This is a genomic window from Streptomyces sp. NPDC093586 (genome assembly GCF_044764905.1).
Lineage (GTDB): Bacteria > Actinomycetota > Actinomycetes > Streptomycetales > Streptomycetaceae > Streptomyces.
In genome coordinates, this window is sequence record NZ_JBIWJA010000029.1 from 55,514 (window position 1) to 74,977 (window position 19,464).

The 19,464-nt window shown below is 73.0% G+C and carries 4 protein-coding genes; 3 read left to right on the top strand and 1 reads right to left on the bottom strand.

Features of this window, described 5'->3' with window-relative positions:
• Positions 1-93: 93 nt before the first annotated feature.
• The 3 genes from ACIRFH_RS26325 (at position 94) to ACIRFH_RS26335 (ending at position 15,942) form a co-directional block, all read left to right on the top strand.
• Positions 94-11,070: an amino acid adenylation domain-containing protein gene (locus ACIRFH_RS26325; RefSeq protein ID WP_403525543.1), complete on the top strand. Its 10,977-nt coding sequence runs from the start codon at positions 94-96 to the stop codon at positions 11,068-11,070.
• Positions 11,067-13,949, top strand: a complete 2,883-nt coding sequence (locus tag ACIRFH_RS26330; RefSeq protein ID WP_403525546.1) for an amino acid adenylation domain-containing protein — start codon at positions 11,067-11,069, stop codon at positions 13,947-13,949. The genes ACIRFH_RS26325 and ACIRFH_RS26330 overlap by 4 nt, the downstream gene beginning before the upstream one ends.
• Before the next feature lie 136 nt (positions 13,950-14,085).
• A complete protein-coding gene (locus ACIRFH_RS26335) occupies positions 14,086-15,942 on the top strand; it encodes a BTAD domain-containing putative transcriptional regulator (RefSeq protein WP_403525549.1) in 1,857 nt (618 codons plus the stop codon).
• A gap of 253 nt (positions 15,943-16,195) precedes the next feature.
• Here ACIRFH_RS26335 and ACIRFH_RS26340 read toward each other — a convergent pair whose 3' ends face one another.
• Positions 16,196-19,159 carry an AfsR/SARP family transcriptional regulator gene (locus ACIRFH_RS26340; protein WP_403525552.1) on the bottom strand — a complete coding sequence of 988 codons (2,964 nt, stop codon included), beginning with the start codon at positions 19,157-19,159 and terminating at the stop codon, positions 16,196-16,198.
• Positions 19,160-19,464 lie beyond the last annotated feature (305 nt).

Sequence of the window (19,464 nt, forward strand, 5' to 3'; positions counted from 1 at the left end):
ACGGCGGCGGCACCACACCGCACATCACCCAGCACCAAGCAGGCACCACACGAGATACGTCGTACGGAACGAAGGTCGGGAGGGGCGCTCAGCATGACTACGGGCGAAGTCCGCACGGGTGGACAGGTCGACGGCACTGGACCGGTCGACGGCACTGGACCGGTCGACAGCACTGGACCGGTCGACGGCAGTGGATCGGTCGACAGCAGGCGCGAGGAACTGGTGCGAGCCAGACTCGCCGGGGGACGCGGCGGCCGGCGGGCCGCCGTCACCCCGGTCGACCGCGACGGGCGGCTGGCCCTCTCCCACGGGCAGCAGCAGATGTGGTTCCTCAGCAGGCTCGACCCGGGCAGCTGGGAGTACAGCGTCCCCGTGGCGCTCCGGCTGCGCGGGCGGCTCTCCGCCGGCCTGCTGCGCCGCGGCTTCGAGGAGCTGGTGGCACGCCACGAGATCCTGCGCACCCGCTACCGCCTGGACGGCACCGAGCCGGTCCAGCTGATCGACCCTCCCGGCCCCTTCGACCTGCCCGTCGACGACCTCACCGGCCACGGCACCGCCGCCGAACGCCAGGAGCGGGCCCGCGAGCTGGCCGAGGCCGAGCCGGGCCGCCCCTTCGACCTGGCCGACGGAGCCCCGCTGCGGGCGCGGCTGATCCGCGTCGAGGAGGACGACCACCTGCTGGTCGTGGTCTTCCACCACGTGGCCTGCGACGAATGGTCCGTCGGCGTGTTCCTCGGCGAACTCGCCGCCCTCTACGAGGCGTTCGGCCACGATGAGCCCTCACCCCTGGCCCCGCTCCCGGTCCAGTACGCCGACTACGCGGCCTGGCAGCGCCGCCGCCTCGACTCCGGGGAACTCGACCGGCAGCTCGACCACTGGCGCGAACGCCTCGCCGGCCTCACCCCGCTGGAGGTGCCCACCGACCGGCGGCGCCCCTCCACCCGCTCCTACGCCGGGGACGCCGTTCCCGTCCACCTGCCGGCGCCGCTCGCCGGCCGGCTGCGCGACCTGGGCGCCGCGCACGGCGCGACCCTCTTCCACACCCTCCTCGCCGGCTACCAGGGCCTGCTCTCCCGCTACACCGGCCGCGACGACATCGCCGTGGGCACCGTGGTCTCCGGCCGCAACCGGCCCGAGCTGGAAGGGCTCATCGGCTACGGCATCAACACCCTGGTCCTGCGCGGCCGGTGGCAGGGCGACCCCACCTTCCGGCAGCTCCTCACCGGCGCCCGGGAAACCGTCCTGGACGCCTTCGACCACCAGGAGTTCCCCTTCGCCCGCCTCGTGGACGAGCTGGCCCCGGTCCGGGACATGTCCCGCACCCCGCTGTGCCAGGTGGCCTTCACCATGCACCGCGAACGCACCACCGGCTTCACCCTGCCCGGCGTCGACACCGAGCCCCTGACCGCGACCTCCCGGGTCTCCCGCTTCGACCTCACCCTCCAGCTGCGGGAGAGCGACGACGGTTCCGTCACCGGCACCCTGGAGTACAGCACGGCCCTGTACGACCGGACCACCGTCGAGCGCATGGCCCGCCACCTGGTCCGGCTCCTGGCCTCCGCCGCCGCCGACCCCGACCGTCGCCTGTCCCGGCTGGACATGCTCGACGAGACCGACCTGGCCGTCCTGCTGCCCGAGGTCCACACCTTCGACGCGCCCACCCGCTGCGTCCACCAGCTCGTCGAGGAACGCGCCGCCGCCACCCCCGACGCCGTCGCCGTCGTCTGCGGCACCGAACGCCTCACCTACGCCGAACTCAACACCCGCGCCAACCGCCTCGCCCACCACCTGCGGACCCTGGGCGCCGGCCCCGGCCGCCTCGTCGGCGTCGGTCTCGACCGCGGCCCGCACCTGGTGCCCGCCCTGCTCGGCGTCCTCAAGTCCGGCGCCGGCTACCTGCCCCTGGACCCCGAGCACCCCACCGACCGCATCGCCTACACCCTCCGCGACGCGGGCGCCGACCTCGTCGTCACCTCCACCGGCCACGCCGCCCACCTGCGCGACGCCGCCGAGGGCCGGCTCGTCGTCCTCGACGACCCGGACGAGGCCGCCGCGCTGGCCGCCGCACCCGGTCACGACCCGGACTCCGGCGCCACCCCGGACGACCTGATCTACACGATCTACACCTCCGGCTCCACCGGCCGTCCCAAGGGCGTCGGCCTCAGCCACACCAACGTGCTGCGCCTGTTCACCGCCACCGAGGAACACTTCGGCTTCGACGCGGACGACGTGTGGACCCTCTTCCACTCGTACGCCTTCGACATGTCGGTGTGGGAGATCTGGGGCGCCCTCGTCCACGGCGCCCGGCTCGTCGTCGTACCGCCGGACGTGTCCCGCTCCCCGGAGGACTTCCTGCGCCTCCTCGCCGACGAGCGGGTCACCGTCCTCAACCAGACCCCGTCCGCCTTCCGCGGCCTGGTCGCCCTGGCCGCCGACGGAAACCCCCTGATCGACGAACTCGCCCTGCGCGTCGTCTCGTTCGGCGGCGAGCGGCTCGACGTTCCCGCGCTGCGGCCCTGGGTGGAGCGCCGCGGCCTCGACGTCACCGCCCTCGCCAACCTGTACGGCATCACCGAGACCTGCGTGCACACCACGTTCCACCGCGTCACCGAGGCCGACCTGGCCGCCGAGACCGGCAACCCGGTCGGCGTGCCGCTGCGCGACCTCCAGGTACACCTGCTCGGCCCGCACGGCGAACTCGTGCCCGTCGGCGTGCCCGGCGAGATCCACGTCGGCGGCCCCGGCGTCGCCCTCATGTACCTGGGCCGGCCCGCCCTCACCGCTGAGCGCTTCGTACCCGACCCCTACGGCACGCCCGGCACCCGCCTCTACCGCAGCGGCGACCTCGCCTCCCGCCGGCCCGACGGCGGCCTCGACTACCTGGGCCGCATCGACCACCAGGTCAAGATCCGCGGCCACCGCATCGAACTCGGCGAGATCAAGGCCGCGCTCACCACGCACCCGCGTGTCCGCGACGCCGTCGTCGTCGCCCGCGAGGACACCCCCGGCGACCGCCGTCTCATCGCCTACGTCGTGCCCACCGGCGACGCCGTCGCCGCACCCAGCGAACTGCGTGCCCTGCTCGCCCGCAGCCTGCCCGACTACATGATCCCGGCCGCGTTCCTCGTCGTCGGCCGCATCCCGCTCACCGTCAACGGCAAGCTCGACCAGGCGGCCCTCCCGGCCCCCGACCGCGGCGCCCTCGGCGTCGAGGCCGCGCACGTCGCGCCCCGCACGCCCGCCGAGGAGGAGATGGTCGCCGTCTGGCGCGAAGTCCTCGGAGTGGAGACCGTCGGCGTCGAGGACAACTTCTTCGACCTGGGCGGCGACTCGCTGCGCGCCGTAGCCCTCGTCGGCGCGCTCCGCGGCAGCGAGTACGACGTCACCGTCCGCGACGTCTTCGAGCACCGCACGCCCGCCGAACTCGTCGCCTTCGTCACCGGCCGCCCCGCCCCCGCCTCCCCCCGGCCGCCCGTCGCCCCGTTCGCCCTGATCGGCGACGACGACCGCGGCCGGCTCCCCGACGGCCTGGTGGACGCCTATCCGCTGGCACAGGTGCAGCTCGGCATGGTCGTCGAGATGCTCGCCGACGACGGCCGCAACCACTACCACAACTCCACCTGCTTCCGGATCCTCGACGACCGGCCCCTCGACCCCGACGTCCTCCAGCGGACCGTCGACACCGTCCTGGCCCGGCACGAGATCCTCCGCTCCTCCTTCGCCGTCGAGGGCTACTCCGTCCCCCTCCAGCTGGTGCACCCCGCCGCCGACGTGACCTCGCCCGTCGTCACGCGGGACCTCACCGGCCTGGACGCCGACACCGTCGAGCGCTCGCTGCGCGCCTACATGGCCGAGGAGCGCACCCGCCTCTTCGACCTGACCCGCGCCCCGCTGATCCGCTTCACCGGCCACGCCTGCGACGACGGCTCCTGGTGGCTGACCCTCACCGAATGCCACGCCGTCCTCGAAGGATGGAGTCACCACTCCCTCCTGATGGAGCTCGTCACCACCTACCACGCCCTGCGCGGCGGCGAGCCCCTCCCGGACCCGGACACCCCCGACATCCGGTACGCGGACTTCGTCGCCGCCGAACTGGAGTCCCTCGCCTCCGACGACGACCGTGCCTACTGGCGGGGCATCCTCGACGGCCACGCGCCCTTCGAGATCCCCTCCGGCCTCGGCGACGACCCCGCCACCACACCGCGCGGCCTCAACCGCTCCTGGGTGCCCTACCACGACCTCGAGGCCGGCCTGCGCACCCTCGCCACCCAGGCCAAGGTGCCCATCAAGAGCGTGCTGCACGCCGCGCACCTGAAGGTGATGAGTCAGCTGACCCCCGAGGAGGCCTTCTTCACCGGCCTCGTCACCAACGCCCGCCCCGAGGCGGCCGGCGCGGAACGGGTCTACGGTGTCTACCTCAACCCGCTGCCGTTCGCGCACCGGCGCGGCGCCCGCACCTGGCGCGAGCTGGTGCGCCAGGTCTTCGACCAGGAGATCGAGGTCTGGCCGCACCGCCGCTACCCCCTCGGTGCCATGCAGCGCGAGCTGGCCGGCACCGAACGCCTCGTCAACGTCCGCTTCAGCTACCAGAACTTCCGCCAGGTCGACCAGGACCTCGTCGACTACCCGGCCACGATCGACGACAGCCCCACGGAGTTCCCGCTCGGTGTCTCCACCCGGGCCGGCTTCATGGTGATCACCGCCCAGCGGCACTACTTCGGCCGGGCGGCGGTGGACCGGCTGGCGGCGATGTACCGGGCGGTTCTGGAGTCGATGGCCGCGGATGTGGACGGCGACGCGCGGGAGGCCTTCCTGCCGCAGGGCGAGCTCGAGCGCGTGCTCATGACCTGGAACGACTCGGTGGTGTCGGTGCCGGATCGCTCGGTTCCGGAGCTGGTCGCGCGGTGGGTGGCCGAGCGGCCGGATGCGGTGGCGGTCGTGTCGGGTGGTGAGGTCTTGTCGTTCGCGGAGTTGGATGTGCGGGTGAATCGTCTGGCGCATGCGTTGCGCGGGGCGGGTGTGGGCCGTGAGTCGTCGGTGGCGGTGCTGCTGGATCGTTCGGTGGATCTGGTGGTGGCGTTGCTGGCGGTGTGGCGTGCGGGTGCGGGGTATGTGCCGATGGATCCGGTGCTGCCGGTGGGCCGGGTCGCGGGGATGGTCGCGGATGCCGGTGTGGCGGTGGCGGTGACCTCGCAGGCGTATGCGGACCGGTTCGAGGTGCCGGTGGTGCGGGTCGACGACCCGGCGCTGTCCGAGTTCCCGGATTCGTCACCCGCTGTGGAGGTGGATCTGGACGGTGTGGCGTACACGGTGTTCACGTCGGGTTCGACGGGCCGGCCCAAGGGGGTGCAGGTGTCGCACCGGAGTCTGGTCAACCATGTGGACTGGGCGGTGCGGGAGCTGGCGTCGGCCGGGTCGGGTGGTGCGCCGGTGTTCTCGTCGGTGGCGTTCGACCTGGTGGTGCCGAACGTGTGGGCGCCGCTGGCGGCCGGGCAGCGCACCTGGCTGTTCGACGGTGAACTGACCGGTCTCGGTGAGGCGTTGTCGGAGGCTCGTCCGTTCTCCTTCATGAAGATGACGCCCGGGCATCTGGAGGTGCTGTCCGGTCAGCTCACCGACGACGAGATCGCCGCGCTGGCGGGCCGGGTCGTCGTGGCCGGTGAGGCGCTGCCGGGTGCTCTGGTGGATCGGTGGCGTCAGGTCATGGGGGACGGGGCGGTCCTCAACGAGTACGGGCCGACCGAGACGACGGTGGGTACGTGTGTGTATCCGCTGGTGGAGGCCGTGGACGGGGTGGTGCCGATCGGGCGTCCGCTGCCGAACATGACCATGCGTGTCCTGGACGGTGGCCTGCGGCCGGTGCCGGTGGGTGCGGTGGGTGAGCTGTTCGTCGGCGGTGCGGGTGTGGCCCGTGGCTACGTGGGCGATCCGGCGCGTACCGCGGACCGTTTCCTGCCGGATCCGTACGGGCCGGCGGGGAGCCGGATGTATCGCACGGGGGATCTGGCGCGGTGGCGGTCGGACGGTGCGGTGGAGTTCCTGGGCCGGATCGATGATCAGGTCAAGGTCCGTGGTTATCGCATCGAGCTGGGTGAGGTGCGTGCGGCGTTGATCGCGCGTCCGGAGGTGACGGACGCGGCGGTGGTCGTCTCGCAGGACCAGCGGCTGGTCGCCTACGTCGTGGGTGAGGTGCCGGATCTGGCCGAGGTGCTGCCGGAGTACATGATCCCGTCGGTGTACGTGCAGCTGGACGCGCTGCCGCTGACCGCCAACGGCAAGCTGGACCGTCGTGCCCTGCCCGACCCCGACGAGACCGCCGGCGACTCCTACGTCGCCCCGCGCACCCCCACCGAGGAACGCATCGCCGCGGTCTGGAGCAAGGTGCTGGGCGTCGAGCGGGTCGGGGTCGAGGACAACTTCTTCGACCTCGGCGGTCACTCGATCAAGGCGATCGCCCTGGTCGGCGCCCTGCGCGCGGAGGGCTTCGAAGCCGCCGTCCGGGACGTCTTCCAGCACCGGACCGTCGCGGGTCTGGCCGCCACCCTCACCAGCAGCGAAGCAGACGGTGCGGGGGAGGCGCTCGTCGCCCCCTTCGCTCTGATCGGCGACGAGGACCGGAGCCGGCTGCCGGAAGGGATCGTGGACGCCTATCCGTTGGCGCAGGTCCAGCTCGGCATGCTGGTCGAGATGCTCGCGGACGACGGGCGGAACAAGTACCACAACACCACGACGTTCCGCATCAACGACGGCCGCCCGTTCGAGGCGGACGCCCTGCGCCGCGCGGGACAGGCAGTGGTGGAGCGCCACGAGATGCTGCGGGCCTCCTTCGAGCTCGACGCCTTCTCGGTGCCACTGCAACTGATCCACGCCACGGCCGACCTCCCCGTCACCGTGCACGACCTGCGCGGCATGAGCCCCGCACAGCAGGCGGAGGCACGCCGGGCGCACATCGTGAACGAGCGGGCCACCGCCTTCGCGCTCGACCGGGCGCCCCTGCTCAGGGTGTCGGCGTTGGTCGAGTCCGACGAGGCGTGGTGGCTCTCGGTCAGCGTCTGCCACCCGATCACGGAGGGCTGGAGCCACCGCACCCTGCTCAGCGACATCGTCGAGGGCTACCTGCGCTTGCGCGCCGGCGAGCGGCTGCGCGCGGTCGACATCCCCGACGTCCGGTACGCGGACTTCGTGGCGGCGGAGCAGGCGTCCCTCGACTCGGAGGAGGACCGCGCCTACTGGCGGAACGTCCTCACCGACCACGCCAGGTTCGAGCTGCCGGCCGGCTGGGGCGACGCCGAGCCCGGCGACCGCGCGGTGACCGTGCAGGTGCCCCTCGGCGACCTCACCACGGCACTGCGGTCCGCGGCGCGCACGACGGGCACCTCGCTCAAGGCGGTTCTGCACGCCGCGCACCTCAAGGTGATGAGCGCGCTCACCGTCGAGGACGCCTTCTGCACCGGTCTCGTCTCCAGCGGCCGCCCCGAGGTCGAGGGTGCCGAGCGGGTCTACGGCATGTACCTCAACACGGTGCCGTTCGCGCACCGGCGCGGCGCCCGTACCTGGCGCGAGCTGGTGCGCCAGGTCTTCGACCAGGAGGCCGACCTCTGGCCGCACCGCCGCTTCCCGATGCCGGTGATGCAGCGCGAGCTGGGAGACGGTACGCGTCTCCTCGACGTCCGCTTCAGCTACCTCGACCTCTCCGACGCCCAGGCCGACAGCGATCTCGTCGATGCGGACTCCGGCGACGGCGAGGGCGCCACGGAGTTCGGCCTGGCGGTCGCCGCCCGCGGCAGCGGACTGCTGCTCACGGCCGACCCGGCCGTGCTGGGCCGGGCGGCGGTGGACCGGCTGGCGGCGATGTACCGGGCGGTTCTGGAGTCGATGGCCGCGGATGTGGACGGCGACGCGCGGGAGGCTTTCCTGCCGCAGGGCGAGCTCGAGCGCGTGCTCATGACCTGGAACGACTCGGTGGTGTCGGTGCCGGATCGCTCGGTTCCGGAGCTGGTCGCGCGGTGGGCGGCCGAGCGGCCGGATGCGGTGGCGGTCGCGTCGGGTGGTGAGGTCTTGTCGTTCGCGGAGTTGGATGTGCGGGTGAATCGTCTGGCGCATGCGTTGCGCGGGGCGGGTGTGGGCCGTGAGTCGTCGGTGGCGGTGCTGCTGGATCGTTCGGTGGATCTGGTGGTGGCGTTGCTGGCGGTGTGGCGTGCGGGTGCGGGGTATGTGCCGATGGATCCGGTGCTGCCGGTGGGCCGGGTCGCGGGGATGGTCGCGGATGCCGGTGTGGCGGTGGCGGTGACCTCGCAGGCGTATGCGGACCGGTTCGAGGTGCCGGTGGTGCGGGTCGACGGGGATCTGTCGCATCTGCCGGAGACCGCGCCGGAGGTCCGGGTGGACCTGGACGGTGTGGCGTACACGGTGTTCACGTCGGGTTCGACGGGCCGGCCCAAGGGGGTGCAGGTGTCGCACCGGAGTCTGGTCAACCATGTGGACTGGGCGGTGCGGGAGCTGGCGTCGGCCGGGTCGGGTGGTGCGCCGGTGTTCTCGTCGGTGGCGTTCGACCTGGTGGTGCCGAACGTGTGGGCGCCGCTGGCGGCCGGGCAGCGCACCTGGCTGTTCGACGGTGAACTGACCGATCTGGGGTCGGCGTTGAACGCGGCGGGCCCGTTCTCCTTCATGAAGATGACCCCCGGGCATCTGGAAGTCCTCTCGGGTCAGTTGTCGGACGACGAGATCGCCGCGTTGGCGGGGCGGGTGGTGGTGGCCGGTGAGGCGCTGCCGGGTGCTCTGGTGGAGCGGTGGCGTCAGGTCCTGGGGGACGGGGCGGTCCTCAACGAGTACGGGCCGACCGAGACGACCGTGGGCACCTGCGTGTATCCGCTGGTGGAGGCGTTCGAGGGTGTGGTGCCGATCGGGCGTCCGCTGCCGAACATGACCATGCGTGTTCTGGACGGTGGCCTGCGGCCGGTGCCGGTGGGTGCGGTGGGTGAGCTGTTCGTCGGTGGTGCGGGCGTGGCCCGTGGTTATGCGGGGGATCCCGGTCGCACGGCCGAGAAGTTCCTGCCGGATCCGTACGGGCCGGTGGGGAGCCGGATGTACCGTACGGGGGATCTGGCGCGGTGGCGGTCGGACGGTGCGGTGGAGTTCCTGGGCCGGATCGATGATCAGGTCAAGGTCCGTGGTTATCGCATCGAGCTGGGTGAGGTGCGTGCGGCGTTGATCGCGCGTCCGGAGGTGACGGACGCGGCGGTGGTCGTCTCGCAGGACCAGCGGCTGGTCGCCTACGTCGTGGGTGAGGTGCCGGATCTGGCCGAGGTGCTGCCGGAGTACATGATCCCGTCCCTCTACGTGCAGCTGGACGCGCTGCCGCTGACCGCCAACGGCAAGCTGGACCGTCGTGCCCTGCCCGACCCCGACGAGACCGCCGGCGACTCCTATGTCGCCCCGCGCACCCCCACCGAGGAGCGCATCGCCGCGGTCTGGAGCAAGGTGCTGGGCGTCGAGCGGGTCGGGGTCGAGGACAACTTCTTCGACCTCGGCGGTCACTCGATCAAGGCGATCGCCCTGGTCGGCGCCCTGCGCGCGGAGGGCTTCGAAGCCGCCGTCCGGGACGTCTTCCAGCACCGGACCGTCGCCAACCTCGCGGCCACGCTCACCGACGGCGAACCCGTCGACGGCCACCGGGCGGTGGAACCCTTCGCCCTGATCGGCGACGAGGACCGGAACCGCCTCCCGGACGGGATCGTGGACGCGTACCCGGTCGCCAAGGTGCAGCTCGGCATGCTGGTCGAGATGCTCGCGGGCGACGGGCTGAACAAGTACCACAACACGGCGACCTTCCGGATCAACGACGGGCGCCCCTTCGACGCCGAGGCCCTTCGCCGGGCGGCCCGCACCGTGGTCGAGCGGCACGAGATGCTGCGGACCTCCTTCGACCTGGAGGCCTACTCGGTGCCGCTGCAGCTGGTGCACCCGGCGGCCGAGCCGCAGGTCACCGTGCGGGATCTGCGCGGCACGGACACGGAGGGGTTCGCCGGAGCGCGGCAGGAGCACATCGCCGCCGAACGGTCCGTGCTGTTCGACCTGGACCGGCCACCGCTGCTGCGGTTCGCCGCCCTGGTCGAGTCGGAGGAGGCCTGGCACCTCGGCTTCACCCACTGCCACGCCATCACGGAGGGCTGGAGCCAGCAGTCGCTGCTGCGTGAGGTCCTCGACCTGTACCAGGCGTACGCGTCCGGCGCCACGCCCGAGGAGCCGGAGCCGGTGGCCGTGCGCTACGCCGACTTCATCGCCGCCGAGCAGGAGTCCCTCGCCTCCGGCGAGGACCGGTCCTACTGGCAGGGCGTCGTCGACCGGTACGCGCCGTGCCGGCTGCCGCAGGAGTGGGGGGCGGGGAACGGCGCCCCGCGGGAGGACTTCAAGCTGTCCGTGGACTTCCGCGACATCGAGCCGGCGCTGCGCGAGCTGGCCAGGTCCACCGACACGTCCTTCAAGGCGGTCCTGCTCGCCACCCACCTCAAGGTGCTCAGCACGGTCACCGGGGAGGACGCCTTCCACACCGGCGTCGTATACAGTGCCCGGCCCGAAGCGCCGGGCGCCGAGCGGGTGTTCGGGATGTACCTCAACACGCTGCCCTTCGCGCACGACCGGACCGCGCGCACCTGGCGCGAGCTGGTGCGCCAGGTCTTCGACCGGGAGGCCGAGGTGTACCCGCACCGCCGGTACCCGCTGCCCGCGGTGCAGCAACTGGCGGGCGGCCGACGCCTGTTCGACGTGATGTACCGCTACCAGGACTTCCACCAGACCGCCGGCAGCGCGGTGGACGTGCAGGCGGGCGCCGGGGACAGCTCCAACGAGTTCACGCTGTCCGTGGCCAACGTGCCGGGCCGGCTCGTGCTGCGCGCCGTCAGCACCGGGCTCGACCGGGCCAACGCGGAGCGCGTGGCCGGCATGTACCGGGCGGTGCTGGACGCGATGGCCGCCGACCCGGACGGCGACGTGGCCGCCTCGCTGCTGTCGGTGACGGAGCTGGCCCAGGTCCTGGACGACTTCAACGACACCGAGGTGGAGTGGGGATGAGACGCTACGTCCACGAGGTGATCGAGGGGCAGGCCGCGGCCACCCCCGACGCCGTCGCCGTACAGGCCGGCGACCAGACGGTCACGTACCGGCAGCTCGACGAACAGGCCAACCGCGTCGCCCACCGGCTGCGGGAGGCCGGGGTGGGGCCCGAGTCGGTGGTCGGGGTGCTGCTGCGCCGGGGCCCCGACACCCTGCCGGTGCTGCTCGGCATCTGGAAGGCGGGCGGATCCCATCTGCCGCTGGACACCGGGCTCCCCGCCGAGCGGCTGCGGTACATGCTGGACACGGCGGGGGCGCGGCTGACCGTGGCGCACGGCGGCAGCGCCGCGCTGCTCGGCTCCGCGTACCGGGGGGAGATCCTGGACCTGGACCGGGAGCGCGAACGGCTCTCGGCCTGTCCCGTGACCCCGCCCGACCGGTCCGGGGACCGCGACCCGGACGATCCCGCGCGCACGCACCGGCTGGCGTACACCCTCTTCACGTCCGGCTCCACGGGCCGGCCCAAGGGGGTGCAGATCGGCCAGTACGCGCTGCTCAACCTGCTCTTCTCGATGCGGCGGTGGCACCGTTCGCAGCCGGAGCACCGCTGGCTGGCCGCCACCTCGCTCGCCTTCGACGTGTCCACCGCAGAGCTGTACCTGCCGCTGGTCACCGGCGGCCGGGTGGTGCTCGCCGACGACGCCGAGGCCCGCGACCCGGCCGCGCAGCTGCGGCTCGTCGAGCGCGCCGGGGTCACCCATGTGCAGGCCACGCCGGCCGGCTGGAAGCTCCTGCTGGCCGCCGGGATGGACCGGCTGCCGGTCACCGCCGTCACCACCGGGGAGGAGTGTCCGCCCGGCCTGGCCCGTGACCTCGTGGGCCGCGTCGACCGGCTCAGCAACCTGTACGGGCCCACCGAGGCGACCGTCTGGTGCACCGGCACCGACCTGGTGCCGGACACGCCGTCGGTGCCGATCGGTCGGCCGCTGCCCAACTACCGCGCCTACGTGCTCGACGCGGCGCAGCGACCGGTGCCGGTAGGCGTGACCGGTGAGCTGTACGTGGCGGGCGCGGGGACGGCCCGCGGCTATGCGGGGCGGCCGGACCTCACCGCGGAGCGTTTCCTTCCGGAGCCGTACGGCGGGCCCCCCGGCTCCCGTATGTACCGCACGGGTGACCTGGCCAGGTTCCGGACCGACGGGCAGCTGGAGTGCCTCGGGCGCGTCGACAACCAGGTCAAGATCCGCGGCTTCCGCATCGAGCTCGGCGAGATCGAGGAGGTGCTGCGCGGCGGACCGGAGGTCCGTGACGCAGCCGTGGTGGCCAGGGACGACGACCAGGGCGAGAAGTGGCTGGTGGCCTACGTGGTCGGCGCCGACGGGCAGGACCCGGACCCGGCGGCGCTGCGGGACCGGCTGGCCGCCACCCTGCCGCCGTACATGGTGCCCGCCGCCGTCGTCCCGCTGCCGGAGCTGCCGCTGAACCCGGCCGGCAAGGTCGACCGGGCGGCGTTGCCCGTGCCCGGCCGGGCCGCACTCGCCGGCGACCGCGCCTACCTGGCCCCGCGCACCCCCACCGAGCGGCGGCTGGTGGAGATCTGCGCCCAGGTGCTGGGCGTGACCGACGTCGGCGTACGGGACCGGCTGCAGGACCTGGGCGCCGACTCCATGCGGATCGTGCACGTGATGGCCGCCGCGCGGCGGGCCGGGCTGGACCTGACCCTGCGGACGCTGCTGGACAGCGAGACCGTCGAGGACCTGGCGGAGGCCCTCGACGGCGCCTCGCCGAACGGGCCCGAGGACGGGACCGGCGACGGGAACGGCACCGGGACGGAAGGGACACCGGAGAGTGAGGAAGCGGCGATGACGTGGACGGCACCGGCGGGCGGGACCGCCGACCCGACCCGGACGATGGCCACGCACCGCGTGCCGGGCGCCGCGGTCGCCCTGCTGCGGGACGGCCGGCTGGTGGGGGTGCAGGCGTACGGGGTGCGGTCCGCGGAGAGCGGACTCCCGGTGACGCTGCGCACCCGCTTCCAGGCGGGGTCCATCAGCAAGCAGGTCACCGCGTTCGCCGCGCTGCGCCTCGTCGCCCGGGGCGTACTGGACCTCGACGCGGACCTGGACCGGTACCTCGCCGGGCGTCGCGCGCCCCGCACCGCCACCGGCGCCCCCGTCACCCTGCGCCACCTGCTGTCGAACACGGCGGGTTTCTCCGGGGCCACCCCGACCTGGTGGCGTCCCGGCGAGCCGATGCCGAAGCTCGACACCGTGCTCGACGAGGTGAGCGCGGAACACGAACCGGGCACCCGGTTCCGCAAGGCGGGCAGCCAGTGGGCGCTGGCCGAACGGCTCCTCGAGGACGTCACCGGGCAGGACTTCGCGGACCTCGCGACGGAGCTGGTCTTCGCACCGCTCGCCATGACGGACAGCTCCTTCACGCCGCCCGGCGACGCCCGCGACGAGCACGACGCCCGCGACGACTGGGCCTCGGGGCACGACCAGCACGGCCGGCCGCTGCTCGACGGCTTCCGGGTGCGGCCGGTGCGGGCCGGCAGCGGGCTGTGGTCCACCGCCGCCGACATCGCCCAGCTCGCCGCGGAGATCCGCCAGGCCCATCTGGGCTGCTCGGGCCTGCTGCCCGCCCCGCTCGCCACGCAGATGCTCACCGAGGCGTTCCCCGGCAGCTTCTACGGCCTGGGCACGGTCGTCGACGGGTCCCTGGGGGAGCCGGAGTTCGGCCACGGTGGGCAGACCGCCGGATTCCGGGCGCTGGTGTCGGTACGGCTGCGCTCCGGCAGCGGCTGCGTGGTCCTGACCAACGGCGACGGCGGCAAGCACGTGCACAGGACGGTCGCCGCGTCCCTCGGCCGCGAGCTGGTCGTCGGCGACGACTGACCTGCGACGACCGGCCGGCCCCGTACGTCACCGTGCCGAATCGGTGGTGTTACCGAACGGATAACGCGAGAATAGGTCTCCCGCGTAGCTTCTGTCACGAGCACGTCGTTCGTACATGCCAAACGGGGGGAGTCGCATGGACTTTCGAGTCCTCGGCCCGGTAGAAGCTCACAGGGGCGGCTTACGGATTCCGCTCTCCGGATCCAAGGTCCACACGGTACTGGCGGCCCTGCTGCTCGCCAAGGGCCGTGTGGTGTCGGACAGCAGACTCAACTTCCTGCTGTGGGGCTGGGAACCCCCGGCCACGTCCGGAGCGCAGATCTACACGTACATGTCGCGGCTGCGCAAGCTCCTCGGCGACGAGGTGTGCATCGAGCGCAGACCGCCCGGCTACCTGCTCCAGGCGCCGCACAGCGCGGTGGACCTGCTGGAGTTCGAGCGGCTGGACCGGCTCGGGCGCGCCGCGCTCGCCCAGGGCCGTCACCGGGAGGCGGGGGCGCTGCTCGCCGAGGCGCTCGGCCACTGGCGCGGCACGGCCCTCGCCAACGTCACCGAGCACCTCGCCGACGCGGAGCTGCCGCAGTTGGAGGAGGCGCGGATGCACGCGCTGGAGAGCCGCATCGAGGCCGACCTGGCGCTCGGCCGGCACGAGCAGCTCACCGCCGAACTCACCGGCCTCGTCGCCCGGCATCCGCTGCGGGAGAAGTTGCGGGCACAGCTGATGACCGCCCTGTACCGGGGCGGCCGGCAGAGCGACGCCCTGCAGAGCTACTACGAGGGCCGCACCCTGCTGGCCGACCAGCTGGGCATCGACCCGGGCGAGGCGCTCGACTCGACCTACGCGGCGGTCCTGAAGGGCATCCAGGGGCCGGGCCCCGGAGGCGCCACCCGGCCCGCGCGGGAGCCGGCGGCCGGCTTCGCCGCACCGACCACCCTGCCGCCGGACGTCGACGAGCTGATCGGCCGGGACGGCGAGACCCGGGTGCTGCGCACCCAACTGGCGGAGTCGGCGGCCGGACGGGGCCCGCGCCATCTGCTGATCACCGGCATGGCCGGCGTCGGCAAGACCGCCCTCGCCGTGCACGTCGCACACGCCGCCCCCGAGGACTTCCCCGACGGCCGGCTCTTCGCCGAACTGTCCGAGGCGGACGGACGTCCCCGCCGCCCCCAGGACGTCCTCGCCCGGATCCTGCGCGATCTCGGCGAACCCCTGGAGGAGACCGACGCGACGCCGGCCGTCCCCGGTGCGCGGGCCGACCGCAGACAGTGCGAGGACCTCGTACGGCTGTTGCGCGCCCGCACCACGGGCCGCCGCCTGCTGGTGGTGCTGGACGGGGCGGCCGAGGGAAGGCTGCTCGACCCGCTGCTGGCCGGCCTGCCGGACGTCGTGGTGCTGATCACCGGCCGTACCAGGCTCACCCAGGTCACCGGTGCGCGGACCACGGCCCTCGCACCGCTCGGTGACCCTGCGGCGCTCGACCTGCTGGCCGCCACCACGGGCCGGTCCCGTCTGCTCGCCGAACCCGACGCGACGGACGACCTGCTCGGCTACTGCGGCGGGCTGCCGCTCGCGCTGCGCATCGTCGGGAGCCGCCTGACCGCCCGCCCGTTCTGGCCCGTGGCCCGTCTCGCCCAGCGGATGGCAGCCCCGGGGAACCGGCTGCGGGAGCTCTCCCACGGCGGGCTGGACGTGGCCGCCGCACTGCTGCCGTCGCTGTACGCCCTGTCGTCGCCGGCGCGTGCGGTACTGGCCCGGCTCGCGGACATCGGCACCGAACCGTTCCCCGCGCATCGCGCGGCCGGCCCCCTCGGTATGACGGAGGCCACCGCGGAACAGTGGCTGGAGCAACTCGTGGACGGTGCGCTGCTCGACCTGTGCGGCGTGGACCTGAGGGGGCGGCCCCTCTACCGCTTCCACGAACTGGTGCTGCTCTTCGCCGCCGCCCGGCCCGCCCCGCCCCGCACCCACCCGAGGTCTCCGGCCGCCCGGTGAACCGGCCGGGCCCGGACGCGACGCGGCCCTGTCCCCGAGTCAGGCTCGGGGACAGGGCCGCGGTGTGGCTCGGTGGGTGGCTCAGTGCCAGCTCTCGTCGTCGGAGCCGGTGGCCCGGGCGGTGTGCGGGTGGGTGACGCGGATGTCCATCATTTTTCTTCCCCCATGGATCGGATCCTGTGAACCACACGCTAGTGCGGAGAGTTTTCCTCTGATTATCGAAATGCTTTTCCGCCCTCTTTTTCTCTCCCTGTCAGTTCGCATCGGGAAGTTCGGCGAGAGCGGCGTGGGTCCGCTTTATCCAGGCGTCCACGCCGATTCGCTCGAAATTCGCCAACGCGCCCAGGAAATTGCGTCGCGCCTCGAAGGGGTCGCCGCATTTCCAGCCGGCCGTGCCGAGGGCGAGCTTGATGCGGCCCTCGACGAGCGCGCCGCCCGCCAGGGCGGCGGCCTCCAGGGCCTGCCGCAGCGTGGCCCGCGCCTGCTGCCACCGCCCGGCGCCCATCCGGGCCTCCCCGAGCGCCAGCAGCCCGTGCGCCAGCCCCAGCATGTCCAGCTGACCCCGCACGATGTGGATCACCCGGAGCAGGGCCTCCTCGGCCAGGTCGTACTCCCGGCGGGCCAGATGGACCCGGGCCAGCCGGTGGGTGCCCAGGGCCAGGCTGCGGGCGCCGCCCTCCCCGATCCCCATGGACACCCGCACCGACTCCTCGCTCAGCCGCTGCGCGTCGTCGACGTCGTCCTGGTCGAGGCGGATCTGCGCCATGTTGTTCAGCACGTGGGCCTCCGAGGAGCGGTCGCCGACCGCCCGGAAGACCTCCAGCGCCGCCGTGCTGTACCGCATCGCGGTCTCCAGCTCGCCGCGCATCTCGTCGATCATCGCCATGTTCCGCAGCACCAGGGCCCTGCCGTGCTCCTCCCCGGCCCGCTCGTGCAGGTCGAGCGCCCGGGCGAACAGGTCGTAGGCGGTGGTGAAGTCCCGCTGGCGCATCTCCAGCGCGCCGAGGACGTGCAGCATGGCCGCCTCGCCCCGCGCGTTGTCCGCGGCGCGGGCCGCGGCCAGCGAGCGCTCCGCGCACTCGCGCCAGTCGTCGAGGTAGTTGCGGGTCTCGAAGAGGACCAGGACCGAGAGCGTCAGGTCCCAGGCGAGCTCGTCCAGACCCGCGGCGGCCGCCCGGGCGACGACCGCGGTCAGCGAGAGCCGCTCGGCCTCCAGCCAGTCCAGCGGCCGGGCCAGCAGCACGTCGGTCAGCTCCCGCGGCAGCGGGTGCGGGACGACCGTGCCGTGGATGATGCTGAAGTCGCCGCCGTAGGACCGCCGGTGGGCCTCGGACGCGAGGAACAGATAGGTGCGGAAGACGCGGTCCAGGACGGCGTGCCGCTCCTCGGCGCTCTCCTCCTCGGCCCGCTCCCGGGCGAACAGCCGCAGCAGGTTCTGGAAGCGGTAGCGGGTGTGTCCGGACGCGTCCTGGCCGACCACGTCGAGGAACTGGGCGTCGACGAGTTCCTCGATGAGACGGTCCCCCGTGTAGAGGTCGGTGTCGAGCAGGGCGGCGGCCACCCAGGAGGAGAAGTCCGGCACGTCCAGCAGCCCGAGTCTTCGGTAGAGCCGCGCCGTCTCGGGGGCCAGCCCCCGGTACGTCAGCGCGAAGCTGGCCCTGACCTGCGACTCGCCCTGGCTCAGCTCGTCCAGCCGGAGCCGCTCGTCGCTGAGCCTGCGCACCAGGTGCTCCACCGTCCAGTGCGGCTTCGAGGCGAGCCGGGCCCCGGCGATGCGCAGCGCCAGCGGCAGCAGGTCGCACAGCTCGGCCAGGGTGGCGGCGGCGCCCGGTGCCTGGGCGACGCGTTCCTCGCCCACGATGCCGCCCAGCAGCTCCACCGCCTCGTAGGTGGAGAGCGGCCCGAGCCGCACCCAGGCCCGGGGCGGCCAGGCCACCAGCTCCGGGATCTGCTCGCGTCCCGTGACGAGCACGCAGCAGCCGCCGCCGCTCGGCAGCAGCGGGCGCACCTGCGCGTAGCTGCGGACGTTGTCCAGGACGACGAGCACCCGCCGGTCGGCGAGCAGGCTCCGGTAGAGCGCGGCCCGCTCCTCCGGCTCCGCGGGTATCTGGGCGGCGGGCACGGACAGGGACCGCAGGAAGCGGCCGAGGACCTCGTCGGCGCCGGTCGGCTCCAGATGCTCGTCGTAGCCGTGCAGGTCGGCGAAGAGCTGGCCGTCGGGAAAGGACTCCGCGACACCGTGCGCCCAGTGGATCGCCAGACCCGTCTTGCCGACTCCGGCGACGCCGGTGATCAGGCCGGTGGCCGGCCCCCGGGTGGCGCCGTTCGTGTCGAGCAGCTCGCCCAGCAGGGCCAGCTCCTCCTTGCGGCCGGCCAGCCTCGGCACGTCCGGCGGCAGCTCCAGCGGGTCGCCGGGGTTCGGCCGGGGCACCGGCTCGCCGTCCGGGTCGTGCACCGACAGCGACCGCTCGTCCTGCAGGATGGCGTCGCGCAGCTCCGTCAGGGCGGGGCCCGGCTCGATGCCGAGCTCCTCCATGAGCCACCGCCGCCCCTCCTGGAAGGTCTCCAGCGCCTCGGCCCGCCGGCCGGAACGGTACTGCGCGGTGATCAGCTGGTGGCGGGCGCGCTCCCGCAGCGGATGGCTGCGGACCATCGCCGCCAGGTCGGGCAGGACCCGCTGGTGGTCGCCGAGCTGCAGCCGTACGGCGGTGGCGTCCTCGAAGGTGTTGAGCCGCAGCTCCTCCAGCCGCCGGGCCTCGTCCTCCACGCGCAGGCCCATGACACCGGACAGCGGGCGGCCGCGCCACAGCCGCAGCGCGTCCGCGTAGGCGCGGGACGCCTCCGGCAGCCGCTCGTCGCGCACCGCCGCCTCGGCCCTGGCGACCAGCCCGGTGAACTCGGCCGTGTCCAGCGTGTGCCGGTCCGGCCGCAGGAGGTACCCGGGATGCGTCGTGACGATGACCTCCTCGGGGCAGCCCGCGGTCTTGAACGCCTTGCGCAGCGCCGCGATGCAGATGGAGACCTGGGTGCGCGCCGTCGCGGGCGGGTGCTCGTTCCACACCGAGTCGATCAGGGAGTCGACCGGGACGACACGGCCCGGACTGAGGAGCAGCAGAGCGAGAATCGTGCGGTGCCGTGGCCCTCCCAAAGGCACCTGGGCGTCCCCGAACCGTACTTCGAGTGGCCCCAGCATCCGGAATTCCAGCCGCTTCTCCATGCTCCCCTTGATCCCCGTGCTTCGCGGACAGATGGAAGCGGTATCCCCGTTGCCACCCGAATACCGACGACCCGACCCTGATCCCACGATACGACGGAGGCAGAAGTTACTGAACGGTAGACAAGCCCTAACCGGCAGTAACGAAAGGGAGTTGACCCAAAAAGTGTCCGCTTCGGGCTTCCGCCGAATGAAGGTGAGTACTGTTCAGTTTTCCGGTGGTGACTTCCGGCCATACGAAATTGGCCCGGTGGTCACCCGGCGGCCACGCCCACTCCCGTGGCACACGGGCGGGGCGCCGGGGCGTG

Bases quoted from the DNA above. Each gene is read 5' to 3' on its own strand.
- ACIRFH_RS26325 (WP_403525543.1), top strand. From the start codon at position 94: ATGACTACGGGCGAAGTCCGCACGGGTGGACAGGTCGACGGCACTGGA.
- ACIRFH_RS26330 (WP_403525546.1), top strand. From the start codon at position 11,067: ATGAGACGCTACGTCCACGAGGTGATCGAGGGGCAGGCCGCGGCCACC.
- ACIRFH_RS26335 (WP_403525549.1), top strand. From the start codon at position 14,086: ATGGACTTTCGAGTCCTCGGCCCGGTAGAAGCTCACAGGGGCGGCTTA.
- ACIRFH_RS26340 (WP_403525552.1), bottom strand. From the start codon at position 19,159: ATGGAGAAGCGGCTGGAATTCCGGATGCTGGGGCCACTCGAAGTACGG.